This window comes from Streptomyces sp. NPDC093097 (genome assembly GCF_044754325.1).
Lineage (GTDB): Bacteria > Actinomycetota > Actinomycetes > Streptomycetales > Streptomycetaceae > Streptomyces.
In genome coordinates this window covers 208,155-230,791 of the sequence record NZ_JBIVOW010000007.1, presented here as the reverse complement: position 1 = coordinate 230,791, position 22,637 = coordinate 208,155, and the positions used below count along the sequence as shown (strand labels likewise).

General features: G+C 70.5%; 15 protein-coding genes, 1 tRNA gene and 1 pseudogene. 11 read left to right on the top strand and 6 right to left on the bottom strand.

The window, feature by feature from the left end; all coding sequences use genetic code 11:
* The first annotated feature begins 203 nt into the window (after window positions 1–203).
* Window positions 204–1,484, top strand: coding sequence for an acyl-CoA dehydrogenase family protein (locus ACIQE0_RS15100; protein WP_402331984.1), 1,281 nt, complete (start codon window positions 204–206; stop codon window positions 1,482–1,484).
* A gap of 151 nt (window positions 1,485–1,635) precedes the next feature.
* Here ACIQE0_RS15100 and efeB read toward each other — a convergent pair whose 3' ends face one another.
* Entirely contained in the window at window positions 1,636–2,910 is a 1,275-nt protein-coding gene (gene efeB, locus ACIQE0_RS15095) for an iron uptake transporter deferrochelatase/peroxidase subunit (RefSeq protein WP_402331981.1), read from the bottom strand.
* A 143-nt stretch (window positions 2,911–3,053) separates the two neighbouring features.
* Entirely contained in the window at window positions 3,054–5,231 is a 2,178-nt protein-coding gene (efeU, locus tag ACIQE0_RS15090) for an iron uptake transporter permease EfeU (protein ID WP_402331978.1), read from the bottom strand.
* 230 nt (window positions 5,232–5,461) lie between these two features.
* Here efeU and ACIQE0_RS15085 point away from each other — a divergent pair, with 230 nt between their 5' ends.
* The 3 genes from ACIQE0_RS15085 (at window position 5,462) to ACIQE0_RS15075 (ending at window position 8,336) form a co-directional block, all read left to right on the top strand.
* On the top strand, window positions 5,462–5,800 hold the full coding sequence (locus tag ACIQE0_RS15085) for a PASTA domain-containing protein (RefSeq protein ID WP_402331975.1): 339 nt from the start codon (window positions 5,462–5,464) through the stop codon (window positions 5,798–5,800).
* A 431-nt stretch (window positions 5,801–6,231) separates the two neighbouring features.
* Window positions 6,232–6,741, top strand: coding sequence for a hypothetical protein (locus ACIQE0_RS15080; RefSeq protein ID WP_402331972.1), 510 nt, complete (start codon window positions 6,232–6,234; stop codon window positions 6,739–6,741).
* Window positions 6,742–6,884: 143 nt separating this feature from the next.
* Window positions 6,885–8,336, top strand: coding sequence for a flotillin family protein (locus tag ACIQE0_RS15075; RefSeq protein WP_402331969.1), 1,452 nt, complete (start codon window positions 6,885–6,887; stop codon window positions 8,334–8,336).
* 227 nt (window positions 8,337–8,563) lie between these two features.
* On the opposite strand, the pseudogene ACIQE0_RS15070 reads toward ACIQE0_RS15075, so the two are convergent.
* Window positions 8,564–9,028 (bottom strand): annotated as a pseudogene (locus tag ACIQE0_RS15070) (DUF1326 domain-containing protein); the annotation flags it as partial.
* A 541-nt stretch (window positions 9,029–9,569) separates the two neighbouring features.
* Here ACIQE0_RS15070 and ACIQE0_RS15065 point away from each other — a divergent pair.
* Window positions 9,570–10,151 (top strand): methyltransferase family protein, encoded by a 582-nt coding sequence (locus ACIQE0_RS15065; RefSeq protein ID WP_402331967.1) that lies wholly within the window; start codon window positions 9,570–9,572, stop codon window positions 10,149–10,151.
* Window positions 10,152–10,275: 124 nt separating this feature from the next.
* Here ACIQE0_RS15065 and ACIQE0_RS15060 read toward each other — a convergent pair whose 3' ends face one another.
* A complete protein-coding gene (locus ACIQE0_RS15060) occupies window positions 10,276–11,121 on the bottom strand; it encodes a hypothetical protein (protein ID WP_402331964.1) in 846 nt (281 codons plus the stop codon).
* A 533-nt stretch (window positions 11,122–11,654) separates the two neighbouring features.
* On the opposite strand from ACIQE0_RS15060, the gene ACIQE0_RS15055 reads away from it, so the two are divergent.
* The 4 genes from ACIQE0_RS15055 (at window position 11,655) to ACIQE0_RS15040 (ending at window position 17,241) form a co-directional block, all read left to right on the top strand.
* Window positions 11,655–11,728 (top strand) — tRNA-Met (locus ACIQE0_RS15055).
* An 812-nt stretch (window positions 11,729–12,540) separates the two neighbouring features.
* Window positions 12,541–14,601 (top strand): transglycosylase domain-containing protein, encoded by a 2,061-nt coding sequence (locus tag ACIQE0_RS15050; RefSeq protein ID WP_402331961.1) that lies wholly within the window; start codon window positions 12,541–12,543, stop codon window positions 14,599–14,601.
* A 60-nt stretch (window positions 14,602–14,661) separates the two neighbouring features.
* Window positions 14,662–15,951, top strand: a complete 1,290-nt coding sequence (locus ACIQE0_RS15045; RefSeq protein ID WP_366328879.1) for a hypothetical protein — start codon at window positions 14,662–14,664, stop codon at window positions 15,949–15,951.
* A gap of 174 nt (window positions 15,952–16,125) precedes the next feature.
* Entirely contained in the window at window positions 16,126–17,241 is a 1,116-nt protein-coding gene (locus ACIQE0_RS15040) for an amidase domain-containing protein (RefSeq protein WP_402331956.1), read from the top strand.
* Between the two features lie 83 nt (window positions 17,242–17,324).
* Here the strand turns inward: ACIQE0_RS15040 and ACIQE0_RS15035 are convergent, their stop codons facing one another.
* On the bottom strand, window positions 17,325–18,227 hold the full coding sequence (locus ACIQE0_RS15035; protein WP_366329249.1) for a LysR family transcriptional regulator: 903 nt from the start codon (window positions 18,225–18,227) through the stop codon (window positions 17,325–17,327).
* A gap of 90 nt (window positions 18,228–18,317) precedes the next feature.
* On the opposite strand from ACIQE0_RS15035, the gene ACIQE0_RS15030 reads away from it, so the two are divergent.
* Window positions 18,318–19,664, top strand: coding sequence for an aspartate aminotransferase family protein (locus ACIQE0_RS15030; protein ID WP_366328883.1), 1,347 nt, complete (start codon window positions 18,318–18,320; stop codon window positions 19,662–19,664).
* An 84-nt stretch (window positions 19,665–19,748) separates the two neighbouring features.
* Here the strand turns inward: ACIQE0_RS15030 and ACIQE0_RS15025 are convergent, their stop codons facing one another.
* Window positions 19,749–21,074, bottom strand: a complete 1,326-nt coding sequence (locus ACIQE0_RS15025) for a glycosyltransferase (RefSeq protein WP_402331953.1) — start codon at window positions 21,072–21,074, stop codon at window positions 19,749–19,751.
* Between the two features lie 172 nt (window positions 21,075–21,246).
* Here ACIQE0_RS15025 and ACIQE0_RS15020 point away from each other — a divergent pair, with 172 nt between their 5' ends.
* Window positions 21,247–22,635 (top strand): cytochrome P450, encoded by a 1,389-nt coding sequence (locus ACIQE0_RS15020; protein WP_402331951.1) that lies wholly within the window; start codon window positions 21,247–21,249, stop codon window positions 22,633–22,635.
* Window positions 22,636–22,637 lie beyond the last annotated feature (2 nt).

Sequence of the window (22,637 nt, the reverse complement as noted above, 5' to 3'; positions counted from 1 at the left end):
ACGGCCGGTCCGGGCGTCTGGCGTGCGTCCGGAATTCGGCCCCGATCCGTCCACCCCTCGAACGCCCCTTGCCCGGAACGAAGTTCAGGCCGCATCATGCAGCCATCCCCATTCCCTACCAATCCAGTGGGAAAACTGGGGAAGTCCGACCGGGGGACTCCCCCACAGCCCGGTTCCAGCCGACGAGGACGGTGAACGGCGCCATGCCGAAGAGGTCCGCAGCACGCCCCGCCGCCCCGCCGGCCCAGCCCCCGGCGGACGAGGAGATCTGGCGGCGCGTCACCCGCGAACTCGCCGACGACCTCGCCGTCGACGCACTGGCCCGCGACCGGGCCGGCAAGCCGCCCGTCGACGAACTGTCCCGGCTGCGCGAGGCCGGCCTGCCGGCCCTGCTGACCCCGCCCGGCCCGCTGTGCGGCGGCAGCGACTGGCGCACCGCCTGCGCCGTCATCCGCGAGATCGCGGCGGCCGACAGCTCCGTCGCCGAACTCCTCGCCCGGCACTACGCGTTGTCCTGGAGCGCCCGCTTCGTCGGCACCCCGCACCAGGCCGACGCCTTCGAACGCCGGGTGGCGGCGGAGCGGTGGCTGCTGGCCGGCGACACCGGCGACCCGGCGGCCGACACCGAGCCCGCCGCGCCGGACACCGTCCCCGACCTCACCCTCACCCCGAACCGGAACGGCTATCTCCTGCACGGGCACCGGGCGTTCGCCGCCGGGGTCACCGTCGCCGACCGCCTGGTCGTGGGCGCCGTCTGTACCGAGACCGGCGACCGGCTCACCGCGCTCGTCGACCCGGCCCACCCCGGCCTCAGCACCGACCCGGCCCACGACCGCCTGGGTCAGCGCCTGACCGGCGCCGGCAGCGTCACCTTCGACGGCGTGCCGGTGCCGTCCGACCAGATCCTCGGCACCGTTCCCCACGACGAGCACCACCTCTCGCCGTACGCCACGCTGGCCCCGCTCACGCTGCGGCTGGCCCTCGTCCACGTCGCCCTGGGCCTCGCCGAAGGGGCGCTCGCCGAGGCCCGCGACCTCAGCCGCGCCACTCCCCGCACCTGGCAGGGCGCGGCCTGCGCCCCGGCCCCGTACGCGGAGCAGCCGGGCGGCGACCCGTATGTGCTGCTCGCCTACGGCGAGTTGGTCGCCGCCGCGCACACCGCGGCGGCGGTCGTGGAACCGGCCACCGAGGCGCTGGCCAGGGGCCTGCTGATGGGCCGGGAGCTGGGCGTCAACGAGTGTGCCGACATCGCGGTGCTGGTCGCCGCGGCCGAGGCGGTGACCAACCAGTCCGCGCTCCAGATCACCACCCGCATCCTGGAGTTGACGGGCACCGCCGGCACCGCCGCCGGCGACCCGGGATTCGACCGGTTCTGGCGCAACGCCCGCGTACTGACCGCCCAGCGCTCCCCCGCGCACAGCCTCCGGGCCATCGGCGACCACTATCTGAACGGGACGCATCCGCCGCTGCCCCTGCGGATCTGAGCCCGCCGGCCGCCGGTGCCGCGCTCCCCGGACGACGCGGAAACGGCACCGGCCGCCCGGCCTCTTTGCCGCTCGCCGTACGCCACGGGGCGGGGTGCCGGCCCGGACGAATCCGGGCGGCACCCCGCCCCGGTGCTTGTCTCCCGCGGTGTCAGCCGGCGGCCAGCATGCTCCGGCCGAGCCAGTCCGAGCTGTCCCGGACGCCCGGCAGCGCGAAGAAGTACCCGCCGCCGGTCGGCGAGATGTAGTCCACCAGCGGCTCGTCGATCAGCCGCTCCTGGGTGGCCTCGAACTGGCGGCGGACGTCCTGCTGGTAGGAGCAGAAGGCCAGGCCCATGTCCAGGTTGCCGACGTTGTCCACGCCCCGGTCGTAGTTGTAGCCGCGGCGCAGGATGCGGGAGTCGTCGGTCTTGGCGGTGCGCGGGTTGGCGAGCCGGATGTGCGAGTCGAGCGGGATCGCGGTGCCGTGCGGGTCCTTGTGGTACGCGGGCACGTCGAACTCGTCGGCGCCGTCCAGCGGGGCACCGGTGTCCTTGCGGCGGCCGAACATCTTCTCCTGCTCGGCCAGCGAGACCCGGTCCCAGAACTCCACCAGCATCCGGATGATCCGGATGACCTGGTAGCTGCCGCCGGTCGCCCAGGCAGGCTCGCCCTGGCCGTCGCGGACCCACACCAGCCGGTCCATCTCCCGCCCGGACTTCGGGTCGGGGTTGGCTATCCCGTCCTTGAAGCCGAGCAGGTTGCGCTGGGTGCCGCTGGGCCGGGGCGCGTTCTGGAAGCCGTCGATGCGCCACTTGATCTGCATACCGCCGCGGGTGTGCCGGGCGATGTCGCGCAGCGCGTGCAGCACGGTGTCCTGGCGCTCGGCGCAGATCTGCAACGACAGGTCGCCGTGGCACTCGGCGGACTGGAGGTTGTCGTTGGGGAAGGTCCGCATCGGCGTGAGCACGCGCGGCTTGGCCTTCGCCAGACCGAAGCGGTCGTCGAAGAGCGAGGCGCCCACTCCGACCGTGACGGTCAGCGCGTCGGCCGGGACCACCGGTCCGAGGATGCCGTTGTCGGACGGCGGGGCGCCGACACCGAGGTCCTCCGGCGCACCGCCGGCGGTCAGGAAGCGGGACCGCTGGGTGATCGTCCGCAGCAGGTCGGTGAGTTCCTTGCGGTTCTCCGCGATGACGTCGAGCGAGACGAACGCCGCGGCGCCGGGCTGCGGGGTGAGGATGCCCGCCTGGTGGACGCCGTGGAACGGCACCTTGCCGGCGTCGGCGGTGTCGGCGGCCTGGGCCGTGCCGGCGCTGCCCTGGCTCAGCGCGAAGCCGCCGCCGGCCAGCACCGCGCCGGCCGCGCCGGCGCCCAGCGCGGTCTTCACGAACGAGCGCCGGTCGGCGGGACAGCGGCCCTGCGGGCCGGGCGTTTCGGCGGACATCTCGGGTGTTCCCTTCGGAGCGTGCGCGGGGTGGTGCGACGGTTTCGAGGTGGATGGGGGTGGTGCGGGGGCGGGGACGGGGGCCCGGTACGTCCGGCGGTGGTGCTCGCGCGGAGGTCCGGGCGCCCCGTTCCCGGGGCCGGTCAGGCCGACTTGCGGATCTCCAGGAGGTCCGGCACCGGCGCCAGGTGTTCCAGCAGCTGTCCGGTGACTCCGTTCACCTTCTGCCGGGTGGTGGCGTCGAGCTTCTCCACGGGCGTCCAGGCACCATCGTGGTGCGCCCCGTCGAGCAGCTTCTGCAGCCGGGCGATGTCGCTCTCGATGGTCGTCAGCAGCTGCGGGTCCCGCTTGGTGATCAGCGGGCGCAGGACGTCGAGGAGTTCCCGGGTGCCGGTGAGGTTGGCGTCGGCGGTGGCGAGGTTGGTGCCGCTGCCCTGGTCGGTGTCGCCGGTCAGCTCGAACTGGAGGGTGTTCTCCAGGATCTCGTGGCTGCGCAGCGGCAGGTCACCGGGGTCGAAGTCCTGGGTGGGGAACGCCTTCCGCAGCCCCAGCACATCGCTGTGCAGCTGCTTCGCCGGGCCGGTCAGCTCGTCGGCGGAGGCACCGTGCCAGAGTCCGTACTCGATCCGGTGGAAGCCGTGGAAGTCCTTGTCCTTCGGGCCGTCCGGGAGGCCGTCGGCCCGCCCGTTGATCCTCTTGTCGAAGTCCTCGAACGTGCCGTAGGCGGCGCCGAGCGAGGAGTAGGTGCGGTGTGCGGTGAGCCAGTCGGTCCGGGCGGCGTCCAGGTCGTCGCCGGCGAGGTCGTCGCTGAGCTGCTGGGTCTGGTCGGCCAGCTTGGCCAGGCCCGCATCGACGTACTTCCTGTAGGCGCGCAGCGGCCCGGCCAGGTCCTCCTCGGAGACCGGCACGACGGCCTTGGCGCCGCCCCCGCCGCTGACCCGGACGGCGGCCGAGGTCACGGCCTTGCCACCGGTGGGCACGCAGCGCCAGGCGTACGAGCCGCCGGCGATGGTGGCGACCAGGTCGCGGGTGGTGCCGGGGGCCAGGCCCTCGATCTCGCCGTAGACCGCGTTGCTCGCCGGGTCGACCAGGTACACCTCGGAGGTCTTGTCGCCGGTGTTCTGCATCTGGAAGGTCTGCCGGCCCGGCTTGGGCGCGGTGAAGCCCTTGCCGCACTCCTTCTCGGACACCGCGATGGTCGGCGCCCCGGCCGGCTTGGACTTGCCGAAGACGACGATCCCGCCCGCGATCACGGCGGGCACCGCGACCACGGCGACAGGCACCAGCCAGGCGGGCCGCTTCCGGCCGGCAGCGGCCGGCTCCGGCCGCGCGTCCTGTCCGGACTCCGCCGCGGCCGCCGGCTCGGCCTTCTCGTCGGCCGGCTTCTCCTCGTCCTGCTTGCTCCCGGTCGCCTTCTCGTCGGTCGACGCGGCCTCGACCGGCTGCTTGTCCTCGACCGGCTGCGCCTGCTTCGTCTCCGCCGCACGCGGCGCCGGAGCGGGCTTCGCGGCCGTCCGCACCCCGCGGACGAACAGCGTCATCACGACGGCGAGGTACGCCCCGTATCCGGCGATCTGCAGCCAGGTCATCGCCGGCTGAAGGTTCAGGACGCCCTGCACCAGGGTGGTGTACCAGGCGTTCGGGTCGACGCTCTGGCTGATGTCGAAGGCGAACGCGGCCTTGCCCGGCAGCACCCCGCCCTCTTGGAGGTCCCGCAGGCCGTACCCGAGGACACCGGCGGCGATGACGATGAGCACGACACCGGTCGCGGTGAAGAACCTGGTGAGGTTGATCTTGAGCACCCGGCGGTACAGGCCCCAGCAGAGCCCGGCCGCGATGACCAGTCCGATCCCGGCGCCGACCATCGGCCCGACGGACTCGCCCGCCGCCCGCGCCGTGGTCCACAGGAACAGCGCCGTCTCCAGCCCCTCGCGGCCCACGGCCAGGAAGGAGGTGACGATCAGCATGCCCGAGCCCATGGCGAGCGCCCCGGTGACCTTCTCCTTGATCTCACCGGAGAGGCTGCGCGCGGAGCGGCGCATCCAGAACACCATCGCGGTGACGAACGCGACCGCGATGATGCTCAGCGTGCCGCCGAAGGTCTCCTGCGCGGTGGCCGAGAGCGAGGCGGCGGTGAACGTGAGGACCGCGCCGAAGCTCATGGCCAGCGCTATCGCGGCCAGGACGCCGGTCCACACCTGCGGGAGGCGGTTCTTGGCCCCGGCCCGGACGAGTGTGGCGACGAGGATCGAAACGATGAGTCCGGCTTCCAGACCTTCTCTCAACCCGATCAAGAAACTCGGAAACGCGTCGTCCCACATAGTCGTCCTCTCCGGCCCGCAACCGCGCCGGTATGCCTTACCTCAGTTAGCGAAGGCATACCTTAGTCAGCCGATCCGAAGATGTCTACACGACTGTAGTCACTTAGTCACGGGCGGATAACGACCCTAGCCCAGGCCCTGGACGCGCCAGACGGAGCCCCCTCCTCCGCTTCCCCTCGCCGCCCCACCACCCCGTCGTGACCCGCACCCCCGCCACGCGTTCTCCTGGCATGAACAGCAAACACCCCCACCCCACCCGCGCCCCGCACATGCTCCGCGCGGCACTCGTCACCGCAGTCCTGACACTGACCGCCCTCACCGCAACCAGCCCGGCCCACGCCGGCTCCGACACCATGCCCGACGTCCGCAACAAGAGGCTGACCGCCGCGTACCAGGCGCTGCACCACACCGCCGTGCAACTCAAGGACGGCCGGGGCGCCGGGCGCCACGTCCTGTGGCCCAGCAACTGGAAGGTGTGCGCCCAACAGCCCAGGGCCGGCGCCCCGTTGAAGAACCAGAAGGTGACCCTCACCGTGGTCAAGTCCCGCGAGGTCTGCGGCAACGGGTAGGAGCGCGCGAGGGCGCGAGACCCCCTGACACGACAGAGCCCGGGACGAAGTCCCGGGCCATCACCCCCAGACAAGACAGTCCCCGAAAGTCCACATCGCCGCCATCTACCTCAGTCGTCACTGAGGCTCCGGTTCGCGGGGCTTTCGGGGGCCTAGCCAGGGCCACGCCAAGGGTCTCCTGCCAACAAACGTCTTTGTCGACGGTGCGGCTCTCCGGTTTTCTGGTTAAGCACCAGTTTCCTCCCGATTTGCCCACAGTCAAGAGGTATGCCGGGATAAGCGCAGAAATAGCGGACCGCACACGCGCCGGCGCACAGTGCTGCACATCAAGGACGCGTAAAGATTGCCGGGAAGCGGCAATGTGCGGCGGCCCGGCCGCATGTGACGATCACCCCGTTCGAGCGCAATGGACGAGTACGGGAGGGCTGCACATGGCCTGGTTTCTTGGTCTCGGCATCGGCGGGATCGTCGTACTCGCACTGGCGCTGCTCTTCGACGGCGTGCTGGAGGGCCTCTTCGGGGGCGTACTGGCCGGCCCCTTCGACGGGCTGCTGTCGCTGCCGGTCATCGCCGGCTTCCTGTCGATGTTCGGGTTCGCCGGCGCGATCGTATGGGGCGGCACCGGGCTCGGCGCGGCAGCGGCCGTCGGCACCGGGCTGGCGGCGGGCACCGCGGCCGGAGCGGTCACCTGGCGGTTCAGCCGGGCGCTGATGCGCGACCGCACCGCCCCGACGCCGCGCCGCGAGGATCTGGTGGGCACCGCCGGGTCGGTGGTGACCCCGATCCCCGCCGACGGGTACGGCGAGGTGCTGCTGCGGCTCGCCGGGCACCCCGTGAAGCTCGCGGCCAGGAGCGCGGCCCCGGTGGCCCGGGGCGCCGAGATCTGGGTGGAGGCATCGCTGTCGTCCACCTCGGTGGCGGTCCGCCCCGTCGAACACTGAGCGGGGGCGGCCCGGACCCGACCGCCGATACGGGTCGGCGCCGCCCCCGCTCCCCCGGCCCCGGCGCACTCCGCGCCGCGGACCGGTCACGTACGACCACCGTCTTGAGCTGCCTACCCCCAGGAAGGCAGGGGGGACTTGTTATGAATTCAGTCATTCTCGCCGTCGTGGGCGCCGTCGTCCTCGTCGTGCTGCTCGCCCTCGTGGTGATCACGCGCTACAAGGTCGCCGGACCCAACGAGGCGTTCATCATCACCGGCCGCCGCGGCCAGAAGTCCACCGACCCGGAGACCGGCCAGGTCAGCGTCGACAACAGCGGCCAGAAGGTCGTGGTGGGCGGCGGCGTCTTCGTCGTCCCGTTCGTCCAGCAGCGGTTCTCGCTGGATCTGTCCAGCCGGCACCTGCCGGTGGCGGTGCGCGGCGCGGTCACCCTGCGTGGGGTGAAGGCCAACCTCGACGGCGTCGCGATCGTCAAGGTCGGCGGCAGCGAGGACGCCATCCGGGCCGCGGCGCAGCGCTTCCTCCAACAGCAGGACGGCATCGTCGGGTTCACACAGGAGGTGCTGTCGGGCGCGCTGCGGGCGATCGTCGGGCGGATGGCGGTCGAGGACATCATCCGCGACCGGGCCGCGTTCGCCGGACAGGTCGCCGAGGAGGCGGAGGCCAGCCTGTCCGGGCAGGGCCTGATCCTGGACGCGTTCCAGATCCAGGACATCACCACCGAGGGCTCGTACCTGGAGGACCTGGGCCGCCCGGAGGCCGCGCGGGCCCGCCAGGAGGCGGACATCGCCGAGGCCAACGCCAAGCGGGTCTCGGAGCAGGCGCGGCTGAAGGCCGCCGAGGAGATCGCGGTCGCGGAGCGGACGCTCTACCTCAAGCAGGCCGAGATCCGGGTGGAGACCGAGGCGGCGGCCGCCAAGGCGAACGCGGCCGGCCCGCTGGCCGAGGCCGCGCGCCAACAGGAGGTGCTGTCCGAGCAGGAGAAGGTCGCCGAGCGCCAGGCCGCCCTCACCGACCGGGAGTTGGACACCAAGGTCCGCAAGCCCGCGGACGCCGCCCGCTACCAGGCCGAGCAGGAGGCCGAGGCCCGCCGGATCGCCGAGGTCAAGGAGGCCGAGGCGACCGCCGAACGGGCCCGGCTCACGGGTGAGGGCGAGAAGCTGCGCCGCGCCGCGCTCGCCGAGGCGGTGCGGCTGGAGGGCGAGTCGGAGGCGGCGGCACTCGCCGCCAAGGGGACCGCGGAGGCCGAGGCCATGCACAAGAAGGCCGACGCCTTCGCCCGGTACGGCGATGCGGCCGTCCTCCAGATGCTGGTGGAGGTCCTCCCCCAGGTCGTCGCCAAGGCATCCGAACCGCTGGCCGCGGTGGACAAGATGACCGTCATCTCCACCGACGGCGCGGGCCAGTTGCCCCGCACGGTCGCCAACAACGTCGCCCAGGGCGTGGAACTCCTCAACTCGGTCTCGGGCGTCGATCTGGCGGGCATGCTCAAGCGCGTGACCGGCGGCGCCGACGGCCACACCGCCTCCGACGCCGGCGCCAGCCCCGTGCCTGCGGCGGCCTCCCCCAACGGGAAGATCGAAGTCACCGACTGACGCTTCCGAACGGGCAGTTGACGCTCTCCGCCGAAGGGACACCACACAACCGTCGAGCCGAACCCACCTCCTGCACAGGGGCTGCCGGACCGGAGCCGTTCTCCGTCCGGCAGCCCCTGTGCGCGATACCCCTGCCACGGCTCGGCTCGGCCCGACAGGAGCACGGCACCGCCGACGAAGGCGACATCGGTGCGCGAGGCACGCACCCCTCCCGCCTGGGCTCCGACCTTGACCTTGCCGGGGATCTCGGCTTCCCAGTACGCGAGGTCGGCTGCGGCCTCGAAGCGGATCGGGGCGTACTCGATACCGCGCACTTCACCGATGAGGGCGCCGAACGTGCCGGGCCAGCCGCCTTCCTTGCCGGTGAAGATGCGTTCCAGCGCAGTGCGCTGGGCGGCGTCGGCCTCGGCGTCGATGTAGAACATGAGCGACATCATGGCGTCGGGGTCGTCGATCCACATGTTGCCGGTGAACTCGCCGACGGCCACCACTCCGAGCCCGGACAGGTCGGTGTCGCCGAAGTGCCCCTCGTGCACCTGCCAGACCAGGGTGAACAGGCAGTCCCCGTGGGTGGGCGCCTGGGCGAAGGTGCAGGGGCACGGGAGCCCGCAGCTGCACACGTCGAACCACTCCCCGCGCAGATGCCACTCCCGCGTGGCCACCGAGCCCGTGCCGGGCCCCGCCTCGTCCATCGCCTGCAACACCGCCCGGACCACGCCGTGTTCGTCGGTGGCCGTGCCCGCCGAGCCGCTCGCCGCGCTCGCCTTGGTGTCACATCCACAGGCGCCTCCGCACATGGCGGTACTCCTTTCCCTTGACGCACACCCCTGCGGGGTATGTCTGCAGATCCAGAGTGACATACCCCAGGGGGTACACAAGAGGGCGCGGGAACACCGCGAGCAGAGGCACTCCGAACGGGGCGGGCCCACCCCGTTCAGGTCAGGCTCGAAGGAGGCACGAGGGCCTCAACTCTCAGGCGCCGGCGCCTTCGTGGGGGTCGGCTGCGGGGTGGTACCACTCCGAGGCGGGCGCACTCTCGGGTGCGGCCGGCGGCCAGGCGGGAGGGGGGAAGGTGATGGCTTCCGGCCACCCACGGTGCCCTGCACGGCTCTCCACCCGAGTTCCACCCAGGCTTCCACCCGTGGGTTGACGCACTCCATTCGCGGCGGTGCGATGGTGGACTTGCGTGACCCCCTGGCGAGGTACGGGTTCTCGGAATGGTTGGGAGGTGCCGTGACGCACCATGCTGTGAACACCGCGCTCATCATCACCATCTGGGTCTGGGCGGCGGCCGAGGTGCTGCTCCAGCTATGGCAACGCGTCCGTAGCGAGCGAACCGAACGTACCGAGTGGCTCAGCTTCCTGGGTTTCCCCGTGCTGATCGGCGGTGGGATCGCGCTGGCGGCGCCGATGCGGCACGCGTTGCCCGGTCTGTCGTACTCCACGCAGGCTCTGGCCGTCCGCCTGGCGATCCTGTTTGTGGCGTGGGCCGGGGTGGGGCTCCGGGTGTGGGCCATCGTGGCGCTGGGCCGCTTCTTCCGGGGCACCGTGCACATCCAGCACGGCCACCGCGTCGTCGACTCGGGCCCGTACCGATGGGTGCGGCATCCCTCTTACACCGGCATCCTGATCGCCGGCGTGGACCTCGCACTCCTCATGGGCAATGTGGCGTCGGTGCTGGTGTTCACCGCATGCTGCCTGGCCGCACTGGGATACCGGATACGTGTCGAGGAGCGGATGCTGCTCGATGCGTTGGGCGAGGAGTACCGGTCGTACGCCGCCCGCACCCGCAGGCTGATACCTGGCATCTGGTGAGACTTCCGGCAATCAGCGCCGTGGGCCGGGGCTGGGGCTGGGGCCGGCAGGGAGCCGAAGGTGAGGAGGCGATCCGCCTGCCCTCCCCCGGCTCCCCGGGTGTGAGCAAGATGTGCGTCAGGGGCTACTTGGCGCGAATCTTGAACGGCAGGGTCTGGTAGTCAAGCGAGGTGTCGCCGGTACCCACCGACACACCCGCTTCGACGTCGACCACGGGAGCGTCTCCCGCGACCGCCAGCCGCATCCGGTAGACGGCGGTGGCGCCGGGTGCCAGTGGCGTCTTGGCGGTCGGGATCAGCGCGGCGCTCATGCCCGGGTCGCAGCCGCCGGGCACCAGTGACACCCGCTGCCACCCGTGGCCGGGCACGTACTGCTGGAGCACCAGGTCCTTGGGGACCACGGCCCGCTCGCTGTTCTGGCCGTAGGCGAAGTACGCGGCGTTGAGATCCGGGTAGGCCCGCTTGGTGGTGTTCTTGACCGTGAGGTCGAATTCCTTCGCGGCACCGCCGCGTACCAGTCCGGCACCGGCCTGCCAGCCGGTGACCGTGGTGGTGGGCCGGTCGACGACCGCGCTGCGCGTCGGCGCACCGTAGGTGTGGCCGTGGCCGTCGTCGATCGAAGCGGTCACGGTCAGGCGGCCGGGGCGGTCGATGGCCTTGACGCGGAGGGCCACCGTGGCGGGGCGGCCGGGGCTCGCCGCCGACGAGAGGGGGAAGGTGAACCTCCCCTTGTCCGGCGTTTCGGTGCCGCTGTGTTGGACGTCCAGGTCGACCCAGCGGTGGCTCTTCTCGTCGTAGCGCTGGATCAGGAGGGAGGCGGAGATGAAGCCCTGAGTGGTGACGTCCAGGCGGACGGTGCCCTTGGAGACCGGGGTGCGCAGGGTGACGTTCGAGGACGACCAGAGGCCGATCGGCGCCTCCGGGGCGAGGCCGTAGGAGAGCTTCTGCGCCGCGGTTCCGGTGGCGGCCATGGCCGGATGGCCGGTGAAGCTCGTGGGCGGGGCCGTTTTCGTCCCCGCGGCGGTGGTCGTCCGTGTCGCCGCGGCCATGGGTGTCGTCGCTGTGGCACCGCAGTTCGGCACGGAGTGCGCCCGCGCAGTCGCCGCTGCGGGGACCGCCTGCCCAGGCGTCGCCGCGCCGACCACCAGGGCCAGTCCGGCGATCACCGTCGCCGCAGAGCCGGCGGTCGCCTTCCATGCCCTCGCGGGCCGTTGCGCCTTATGTGTCATATCGCCCCCACTTCGTATCGGACGCACCGGTGTGCGTCTCTGCGAGTGAGGAGTCGGCTCCGTGGTACGCGGTTCCCGCAAGCTCCTGAAATGGCGCGTTTTGATGGGAAAGCTACGGACTCTGAGCACCTCGCGGCGCTCAACGTTCGCACGGCGTAGGGACATTGTCGTTGATGCGGCCGGGCGCGATCGCCTGACCCCGTCGTCACCGTCGGGCCGGCAGCGGGAACCGATTCGGCCGATCCGGATTGATGCAGTAGTGTTCATTGCACCGACGCGGGGTGGAGCAGCTCGGTAGCTCGCTGGGCTCATAACCCAGAGGTCGCAGGTTCAAATCCTGTCCCCGCTACTCAGAAAGTGAAGGCCCGGTGTCCGCCGGGCCTTCACTGTTGTGTCTCCAGGGCGCGCTCAGCAGCGCGGTCGGCGGCGACGTCCCTCGTCAGGGCCCCCACCGGAGCTTCGCGTCAGCGTGGTCGCGACCTCATCGATCCCGGCACGTCACCCCGATCTTCCGTCCGTTCGCCGCCCGGTCGCCGGGCGCGGATTCATTGGCCGGGACACTGTCGCCCTGAACCCTCCCTCACGGCAGGCCACTTGAGCCGAAGGACACCGAGCCCCTGACCGCCAGGCCGAGCCGACGCCCGACTTCGCCCCACCGGCCCACCGGTCCACCGACCCGCCGACCCGCCGACCCGCCGACCCGCCGACCCACGGTCCACCGACCCACCCGTCCGCCCTCATCCGATCGCTCTTGGCCGTACTGATGACGTAGTCAGACCATCAGAGTCGTCTACTTGTTCCATTCCGACCCCTTGTGTGGAGATTCCGAAAAGGACGCTGATAGGTTTGCATAAGTGGTGAAGAGCGCGGCGTGGCTGGTGGGTTGGGGGATGGCAGTTGCGTCTGCGGCAGCTGCTTCGCTCCGTGTGAGCCACACGCATAGTGCGGAGGGAAGACGGAGTGACAGGGACTGGGCGGGGGCCGGGCAGTCCGGATGAGACCCACAGGCCGTCGGGCCGTCGACGGATCACGCGCCGGAAGCCGCCCGCCCGCGCGGGAGACGGCGACGGGGCACCGGCATCCGCAGACCCCGACATATCCGCAGGGCCCGAACAGACGCTACAGCTAAGGTTCGAACCGCCTGCGCCGTCCGACGAGACCATGCTGCTGCGGCGGCCGGAGCCGTCCGGCGGGCGGGCCGACCGGCGCAAGGCGGCGCAGGCGTCCTCCGCCCGCACCCGCATCGCCGCGCTGCCGGCCTCCCTGGCCGCGCGGCTGGCGCCGTACGCGCGCCGGTTCAGGCCGCGTTATCCGCGCGCGGGCCGCACCGGTTGGCGCCGCTGGGTGCCCTCCTGGCGGCAGTGGCTGGGCCTCGCGTCGACGGGCACCGGCCTGATCGGTCTGTTCCTGGTCATCGCCTATGCCGCCACCGACATTCCCAAGGACCTCAACACGTACGCCACCCAGCAGGACAACGTGTACTTCTGGTCGGACGGCACCCCGATGGCCCGCACCGGCTGGGTGCAGCGGCAGGCGATGCCGCTCAAGGGGATACCCGAGGGCGTCCGTTGGGCCGTGCTGGCGGCCGAGAACGAGAGCTTCTACGACGACCTCGGCGTCTCGTTCAAGGGCCTTACCCGCGCCCTGTGGCGCACGGTCGGCGAGGGTGAGACCCAGGGGGGTTCGACCATCACCCAGCAGTACGTCAAGAACGTCTACCTGAACCAGGAACAGACCGTCAGCCGGAAGTTCACCGAGGCGATGATCGCGCTCAAGCTCGACAACCGGATGAGCAAGGACGCGATCCTGGAGGGGTACCTCAACACCAGTTGGTTCGGGCGCGGCACCTACGGCATCCAGCGCGCCGCGCAGGCCTACTACGGCAAGGACGTCAGCCACCTCAACGCGAGCGAGGCGGCCTTCCTGGCCTCGCTGCTCAAGGGCGCCGGCCTGTACGACCCCACACTGAGCGCGGCCAACCACAAGCGGGCCGTGGAGCGCTGGAAGTGGACCCTGGACCGGATGGTCAAGATCGGCCGGCTGTCGGCGTCCGAGCGGGCCGGCTACCGGACCTTCCCCGAGCCGCTGAAGCAGAACCCGCTGTACGACACCGGTCAGCAGAGCGACTACCTGGTGGAGCTCGCCACCCAGTACGCCAAGAGCGTCGGGCACCTCTCGGCCCGGCAGTTCGACCTGGGCGGCTATCAGATCTACACCACCTTCGACCGCAAACGGGAGGCGGCTCTGGGCGAGGTGGTCGCCAAGGCGCGCAAGGAGGCCCGGCAGACCCATCCGGACACCGCGGACACCGCTCACTACGGCGTCGCGTCGGTGGCCGCCGACGGCCGTATCGTCGCCGTCTACGGTGGCCCGGACCACCGGAAGCAGGGCTACAACGAGTCCAACGCCGGGACGGTGCCGGCCGGTTCGGCCTTCCTGCCGTTCGTGTACGCGGCCGGTCTGGAGCACGGGGTGGTCAAGCGGCGGGACGCGCCGCGGGAGAAGGTCACCCCGCAGTCGCTCTACAACGGCGACGACGGCGTGCCCGTCAGTACGCCGGAGGGCCCTTACTGGAACCGCAGCGGCAAGAAGGTCGCCGCCCACAACGACGGCCGGAAGTCATGGGGCCGGATATCGCTGCGCGAGGCGCTCGCCAAGTCGGTGAACACCCCGTTCATGCAACTGGGCATGGACACCGGCCTGGACAGGGTCAAGGAGACGGCCCAGGCGGCCGGGCTGCTGTCCTCCAGCATGGGGCCGCAGGTCCCCGACCTGTCCCTGGGCAGTTCCACGCCGAGCGCGATCCGCATGGCCAGCGGCTACGCCACCTTCGCCGCCGCGGGCAAGCACGTCGAGCCGTACTCCGTGCAGCGCATCACCCGGAACGGTGCGACCGTGGCGCTGGACGCCCCGGAGGCGCGCCGCGCGGTCACCGCCCAGGTGGCCGGGGAGGTGACGCAGGCGCTCACGGACTCCTTCCGCTCCGCCCATCCGGGTGCCGCGCCGGCCTCGGCGGCGGTGTCCGGCAAGGCGGGCACCGACGCCGACGACACCTCCTCCTGGTACGTCGGTACGGCCGGTGGCGTGTCGACGGCCGTGGTCGTCTACCGCATGGATCTGACCAAGAGCCTGGAACCGCTGCCGTTGCAGGGGCTCGCCGGAACCGCCGCCGGCAGCGTCCCGTATGACATCTGGGCGGGCGCGGTGAGCCCACTGCGCTGACCGGCGAACCGCCCGCACCCCCCTCCGCATGGGAACCCCCTTCGCAGATTTGAGCCCTGTATGAAGTCGACTCCAGGCCGCCGCCGCAAGGCGCGCGCCCCCCGCCGCACCGCCCGTACCCAGTTCATAGCCGCTGCGTCAGCCGCCCTCGTCGTGTGCTCGGCCGTCGCGGGGTATCTGGTGCTGAACCAGTCCGACGGCGATGTCGTGGCCCCCTCCGCCGGCAAGAGCGAACCGGTCGGCCGGGGCCCGAAGCAGCCCCGCAAGGAGCCGGAGTGGGACGGCAAGACCAAGGTCCTCGGGGACGGGTCGACCTCCTACACCGGCCCGAAGAAGGGGCAGTTGAAGGCGGTGCCGCTCAAACCGGGTGAGCAGCCGCCCCAGTTCGTCGTCTTCTCCTGGGACGGCGCGCTGGAGGGCGACGACCGGCTCTTCTCCCACTACCGCGAGATGGCCAAGACCTACGACGCCCATATGACCTTCTTCCTCACCGGCATCTACCTGCTGCCCAAGAGCAAGAAGGACCTCTACCACCCGCCCCAGCACTCGGCGGGCTCCGCCGCGATCAGCTACCCCACCGACGGGCACATCCGCACCACCCTCACCCAACTCGCCGCGGCCTACCAGGACGGCAACGAGATCGGCACCCACTTCAACGGCCACTTCTGCGGTGCCAAGGGGGGTGGCGACTGGAGCGTGGCGGAGTGGAAGAGCGAGATCGACCAGTTCTACGACTTCGTGGAGAAGTGGCGGACCAACACCGGTTTCACGGACTCCCCCACCCTGCCTTTCGACTTCCGCAAGGAGGTGACCGGTGGCCGCGCCCCCTGCCTGGAGGGCCAGCCGAACCTGCTCAAGGCCATGAAGGACTACGGCTGGCGCTACGACGCGAGTTCCCCGGGCGACTTCCAGATATGGCCGTCGAAGAAGAACGGCGTCTGGGACTTTCCGCTCCAGATGCTCCCGTACCCCGGTGGCGACTACCAGGGCCTGTCGATGGACTTCAACTTCCTCTACAACCAGTCCCACGGCGAGACCAAGGGCGATCCGGCCAAGTACGCCCAGTGGGAGCAGCAGACCGTCGCCTCCTATACGGCGGGCTTCAACCGCGTCTACTACGGCAGCCGGGCACCGCTGTTCATCGGCAACCACTTCGAGGACTGGAACGGCGGCATCTACATGAAGGCGATCGACCAGGTGGTCAAGAACACCTGCACCAAGAAGGGCGTCAAGTGCGTGTCCTTCAGGGAACTCGCCGACTGGCTCGATGTGCAGAAGCCCGAGACGCTGCAACGTCTGCGCGGTCTGGATCCGGCGCAGGCGCCGGACTGGTCCACGGTCGTCAAGTGATCCCGAATTCAACCTGGTTCCATCGGCGCACCCACCTTCACACCCTCCACACATGTCATGCAAAAATGTGAACACCCGGCCAACAAACCGGCATAGAGGGGAAGATCGTTGAAATCGAGAAGAATAAGCCGCAAGGGAAGCCGCATCGCCATAGGCACGGTGGCGGCGGCCTCGGTGGCCGCAGGAATCGCGCTGCCCAACTGGAGCGCGGGCGCGGCGATCACCGACGACCCGACGGTGGACTCGGCCACCAAGGCCACCTTCCAGCGGCTGGCCGACGCGGTGTTCGCCGATCGCACGCAGTCCCTGGTGGGAGACGCCAGGAACGGGCACCAGGCGTCGCACTCGCAGCGGACGTCCAACTTCACCGGAAAGGTGCGGCTGTCCACGTCGCAGTCGCGCCAGGAGGGTTCGACGCTCGGCGAACTGCGCGCCCGCAAGTCCCGCCTGGCCCGGCTCGGCGAGAAGTACAGCGGGGCCAGCACCAGTGTCGCGCTGGACGCCACCAAGGTGAAGGGCCGTCACGCCACGGTCGCCGTCACCGAGACCACGAGCCTGACGTACGAGAAGGCCAGGGGCAACGAGCCCAAGACCACCGGGTTCCAGGCCCACCACGAGCTGACCTTCCAGGCCGACCGCAAGGGTGACTGGCAGCTGACCGGTGTCCGCAACACCGACGACGGCTACCTCGCGGTGAACCAGATCTCCGAGCCCCCCGTCACCCCGCCGACCACCCCCGACGGCCCGCCCTCGGCGTCCGGCTCGGCCACCACGCGGCCCGCGCCGGCCAAGCCGAAGGACTTCACGGCCACCGGGTACGACTACCAGGCCATGGCGGCCTACGCGGCGAAGTACTGGAACCGGTACAACCCGGCCTATCCCGACTTCAGCGGCGCCGGCGCCGGCGGGGACTGCACCAACTTCGTCAGCCAGTCCCTCAAGGCGGGCGGCTGGAAGCACGTCCCCGGCTACGCGACGGACTCCCACAAGTGGTTCGGCAACTCCGAAATCCAGTCGCACTCCTTCGTCGGCGTCAACGAGTTCTCGTGGTTCGCGCTGTCGTCCCAGCGGGTCACCAGCCTCGCCAACGTCTACCAGATGGACGTCGGGGACGTGCTGCAGCTGGACTTCGACAAAGACGGGTCCAAGGACCATTCGATGATCGTCACCAAGCGCAGCCAGCAGGGCATGCCGTACGTCACGTACCACTCCACCAACACCTACAACAGGTCGGTGGCCAGCCTCGTGGCGTCGTACCCGCACGCCGCGTACTACGCCTACCGCACCTGAGCGGCTTCTCCGCTGGAGGTAACTGCCCTGGGCGGAAAGGGCGTTGAGTGGTCTTCAGGACGGTGAGTGACTCGCGCTGTCACTCACGTCCCGGGTGCGAAGGAGGGCAGATTGCGGCGCAGCGCGTCGAGTGCGACGTGCACCGCCGCGCGAGGCGGTGAGCCGCGGCGGACGACCGCCGTGATCGTGCGCGTCACGGGTGTGGCGAGTTCCCTCGTGGCGACGCGGTACCGGCGGTCGACCGCCAGGCCGGGCAGCAGTGCGACCGACAGCCCGGCCTCGACGTGTTGCAGCGCCATCATGTAGTTGCCGAATCGGCACACCACCCGCGGCTCGAACCGCGACTGGCGGCACAGCCGCAGCGCGAGGTTGGCCATGTACGACTGCGGCATGTCGAAGGCCCATGGCTCGTCCGCGAAGGCCGCGAGGTCCACCGGGCCGCGCCCCGCCCCGGGATGGCCGGGCGGCACCACGAGCAGGATCGGGTCCGTGGCCAGCTGCACGAGGTCGAGGTCCGGCCCCAGCGGCAGTTCGCCGAAGTCCGTGGTCGTGATGACGATGTCCGCGTCGCCGCCGCGCAGCGCCAGCAGGCTCTCGTGCGGCTCCAGTTGAAGGAGTTCGACGTCGAGGTGCGGATAGCGGCGGGCCAGCCAGGACACCGCCGGGACGGCCATGGTGTGGATCGCGCTCTGGAACGCGCCCAGCCGCACCAGCCCGGACGGCTCCTCGCCGAACCCGCGCAACTCCGCCTCGACGCCGTCCATATGGTCGAGGATCACCCGCGCCCGCCGCGCCAGGATCAGCCCGGCGGACGTCAACCGGACCCGGCGCCCGACGCGTTCCAGCAGCTGGGTGTGTGTCTCGGCCTCCAGCACGGCGAGTTGCTGGGAGACGCTTGAGGGGCTCAGGTTGGCGGCCTGGGCGACGGCCCGGACGGTGCCCAGCGCTTCCAACTGGCTCAGCAGCCGCAGCCGCCAGGGGTTCATCACGCCCCCATTGTTGTGCGGTTCTTCCGAACAGGAAAGCCGGAAACGTGAGATGGACGCGTCGCTCGGCTGCGACCTACGGTCGTGAGCATGGCTGCTCCGACCGATATGACTGCTTCGACCGCCGCCCTGCCCGCCGGCGAGACCTTCTGGGCCGATGCCGACAGGCATCTCGTCCGCTACGGCGGTGAGTTCAGCCGCGAGATCATCGACCGTGCCGCGGGCAGTTTCGTGTTCACCGCGGACGGCCGGAAGATCCTCGACTTCACCTCGGGCCAGATGAGCGCGATCCTCGGGCATTCGCATCCGGCGATCGTCGAGACCGTCCAGCGGCAGGTCGCGACCCTCGACCACCTCTACAGCGGGATGCTCAGCCGTCCGGTGGTGGACCTGGCCCGCCGTCTGGCCGACACGCTGCCGGCGCCGCTGGAGAAGGTGCTGCTGCTGACGACCGGCGCGGAGTCGAACGAGGCCGCCATCCGGATGGCCAAGCTCGTCACCGGCAGGCACGAGATCGTCTCGTTCGCGCGCTCCTGGCACGGCATGACGCAGGCCGCCGCGTCCGCCACCTACAGCGCCGGCCGCAAGGGCTACGGCCCCGCCGCCCCCGGCAACTTCGCCATCCCCGTGCCGAACGCCTACCGGCCCGACTACACCACGGCCGACGGTGCGCTGGACTGGCGCCGCCAACTGGACTTCGCCTTCGACCTGATCGACGCCCAGTCGACCGGCAGTCTGGCCGCGTGCCTGGTCGAACCGATTCTCAGCTCCGGCGGCATCATCGAGCCGCCGGTCGGGTACTTCGCGGCGCTGCAGGCCAAATGCCGGGAACGCGGCATGCTGCTGATCCTCGACGAGGCCCAGACCGGTCTGTGCCGCACCGGGACCTGGTACGCGTTCGAGCGCGACGGCGTCATCCCCGACATCCTCACGCTGTCCAAGACGCTCGGCGCCGGTCTGCCCCTGGCCGCCGTGGTCACCAGCGCCGAGATCGAGCAGCAGGCGCACCGGCGCGGTTTCCTGTTCTTCACCACGCATGTCGCCGACCCGCTGGTGGCCGCGGTCGGCAACACCGTCCTTGACGTCCTGACCGCAGACCGGCTCGACGAACGCGCGCAGTCGCTCGGCGTGTTCCTGCGCGAGGGCCTGATGGACCTCGCCGGGCGCCACGCGGTCGTCGGCGACATCCGCGGCCGGGGCCTGCTGGCCGGGCTGGAACTCGTCGTCGACCGCGAGACCAAGCAGAGCTCGGACGAGCTGGGCGAACGGGTCACCCGGCGCTGCCTGGAACTCGGCCTGCACATGAACATCGTCCAACTCCCCGGTATGGGCGGGGTCCTGCGGATCGCACCACCGCTGACCGCCACCGAGGAGGAGCTCTCCCTCGGCCTGGCGGTACTGGACGAGGCGATCGGCGACGCCTGCTCCCTCCGCTGACCCGCGCACGCACCGCGGGGGCGACGGCCCGGACCGGCCGGCGGTCGCCGCTCCCGGGTGCGGCCGCCGGCCTCGCCGCCCCGCTCAGCCGCCGGGCGCTTCGCGGTCCGCTTCCGGTGTGCGGGCTCCCAGATCGATGGTGGTAGGGCGGTGGGGGCGGGGCGGATCGAGGAGGCGCTGGACGGTGGCGACGGTACGGCCGGCGCCGTCCTCGGCGGCGAGGGTCGCCGCCAGTTGCCGGCTGCGGGTGCGGTAGCCGGGGCGGTCGACGGCGGCCCGGATCAGCCGGGCGAGCTGATCGGGGTCGGCCTTGTTGAGCGGCAGATAGCCGGGGCTGGCGCCCAGGGCGACCAGTCGGCGGGCCCAGAACGGCGCGTCGCCGAAGGTGGGCAGGGTGACGGCGGGCACGCCGGCGCGCAGTCCGGCTCCGGTGGTGCCCGCGCCCACGTGGTGCACGACCGCGGCGGTGCGCGGGAAGAGCCACCGGTGCGGGACGTCGCCGAGGGTGAGGATGTCGTCGCCGGTGACCTCCAGCCCGGCCCAGCCGGACTGCACGATGCCGCGCACCCCTGCCTTGCGCAGCGCGGTGGCCAGCAGCGCGCTGATCTCCGCGCGGTCCCGCGGGTCCCCTCCGCTGCCCAGGCCCACGCGTACCGGTTCGGGTCCGGCGTCCAGGAAGTCCACCAGCTCTTGGGGCGGCTGCCAGCCGGGGGGCTCGTACGGCCACCAGTAGCCGACCACCTCGATGCCGGGGCGCCAGTCGGCGGGGCGGCGGACCACGGTGGGGCTGAATCCGTAGTGCACCGGCCAGCGTTCGCGGGCGGTCCGGCGGAGGGTCTGCGCGGTGGTCAGCGCGGGTACGCCCAGCTCCCGGCAGAAGCGCGGTGAACTCCGCCAGGGGGTGAGCCCGGTGGTGAACATGAGCTGTCCCAGTGCGCGGTTGGCCCGGCGTCCCAGGGAGGGCGTGCCGATCGGGGGCGGGAAGTCGCCGGTGGGGTGCAGTGGTTGGAGCGCCAGGCCCATGCTCGGGATGCCGAGCGCCTTGGCCAGGTGGTAGCCGTGGAAGGTGGTCAGGCCGCAGCACAGCAGCAGGTCGGCGCCCTGGCGTGCCGCCGCGACGAGGTCGCCGCTGAGTTCCTCCACGTGCTGGGCGATGTCCTTGAGCCAGCGTCCGGCACGCAGGGTGTCGCCGGGGCCGGGCTTCTTCAGCCTGCCTTGTTCGGCGACGCCCAGCCGGCTCGGATCGCCGGTCAGCCGGCGGAACTCGGCTCCGCTGGCGCGGACTTGCTCGGCGAATGCTGCATAGGTCGCGATGGCGACCGGATATCCGGATTCCCTGAGACGTCTCCCCAGGCCGATGAATGGCGCGATGTCACCATGGGTGCCCGTCGTCAGAATCAGAACGGTCATGGCGGCATGGTAAGCGGAAGCCGCATTCGCCGACCACGCGGCGATAACGATCCGAAATCCGAGGCCCCGGTATCGATAACGCTTTGAAATCGGCGGTGGTTAGCCTCGCCAGGCGACAGTGGAGGACTTCTCCGATCGGTGGTCGCGGAACACCATGCCCGAGAGGGGTTGCATGTCCGAACTGCCATCGCACCGCCCGGCCACGGCGACCGCGGCCGGTCCGGTCCCCCGGCTCAGCCTTCGGGAGAATCTCGCGGGCGTCGCGGCCATGCGCCGTGACCAGCTCGGTTTTCTCATCCGGACGGTCCATGAGCACGGCGATATCTTCCATATGCGGCTCGGCGGCCTTCCGACCGTGATGGTCAATCACCCGGATTACCTCCAGCATGTGCTGGTCGACCATCACCAGAACTACGACAAGGACAATTTCCTCTACCGGGCGACCCGCACGGTGCTGCGGGAGGGTCTGGTCGCCAACCAGGGCGGCGCAGAATGGCGTCGGCATCGCCGCCTTATGCAGCCCTCTTTCCAGCATGCGAGCGTCGCGTCCTTCACCACCAATATCAGCGATCTGACCGGTGAGATGCTGAAGCGGTGGGAGACGCGATTCGGTGACGACACCGTTGTGGAGGTGAGCACCGAAGTCGCCGATCTGGCACTCCAGATCGTGCTGCGCTCGCTGTTCGGAATCGTCTCCCCGGAGCGGGGGCGGCGGTTCGCGGAGGACTTCGTCGAGGTCAACTCCATCGCGGGTGACTTCTTCCGCTTCCCCTTCCCGCCGCTGTCCTGGTACTCGCCCAAGCGGAACCGGCTCCGTGCGCTGATCCGCAGCCTGGACGCGTTCATCGCCGACCTGATCGACACCCGGATGAACAGCGAGACCGACAAGGCCGACCTGTTCACCCTGCTGCTCAACGCCATGGACGAGGAGACCGGCACCGGGCTGACCCACGATCAACTGGCGAACGAGATCCTCTCGATGATCATCGCCGGTTATGAAACCTCCAGCAATTCCATCGCCTGGATCTTCTACCAGCTCGCCGCGCACCAGGACGTCCAGCGTCGGGTGCAGGAGGAGGTGGACGGCGTTCTGGAGGGGCGAATCCCGGCTTTCGAGGATCTGCCGAAGCTGCCGTACACCCGCATGGTGATCGACGAGACGCTGCGGATGTTCACCCCGGCCTGGCAGACGATGCGGCATGCCGTCGACGACGATGTGATCGGCGGATACCACATTCCGCGGGGTACCGACGTCTACCTGAACATGTTCACGTTCCACCGCCATCCGGAATTCTGGCCGGAACCGGGCCGGTTCGACCCCGAGCGTTTCACTCCGGACGAGGTCGCCAAGCGTCCTCGGAACGTGTACCAGCCGTTCGGCAGCGGACCGCGGCACTGCCTCGGCAAACACTTCGCGCTGACGGAACTGCACATCATCACGGCCATGCTCGTCCAGCGGCTGCATGCCACCAGGCCGGCCGGTCAGCCCCCGGCGGGTTTCGCTCCCCTGGTCACCTTGCATCCCAAGGGCGGTATCCATCTGCGGTTCACGCGTCGCTGACG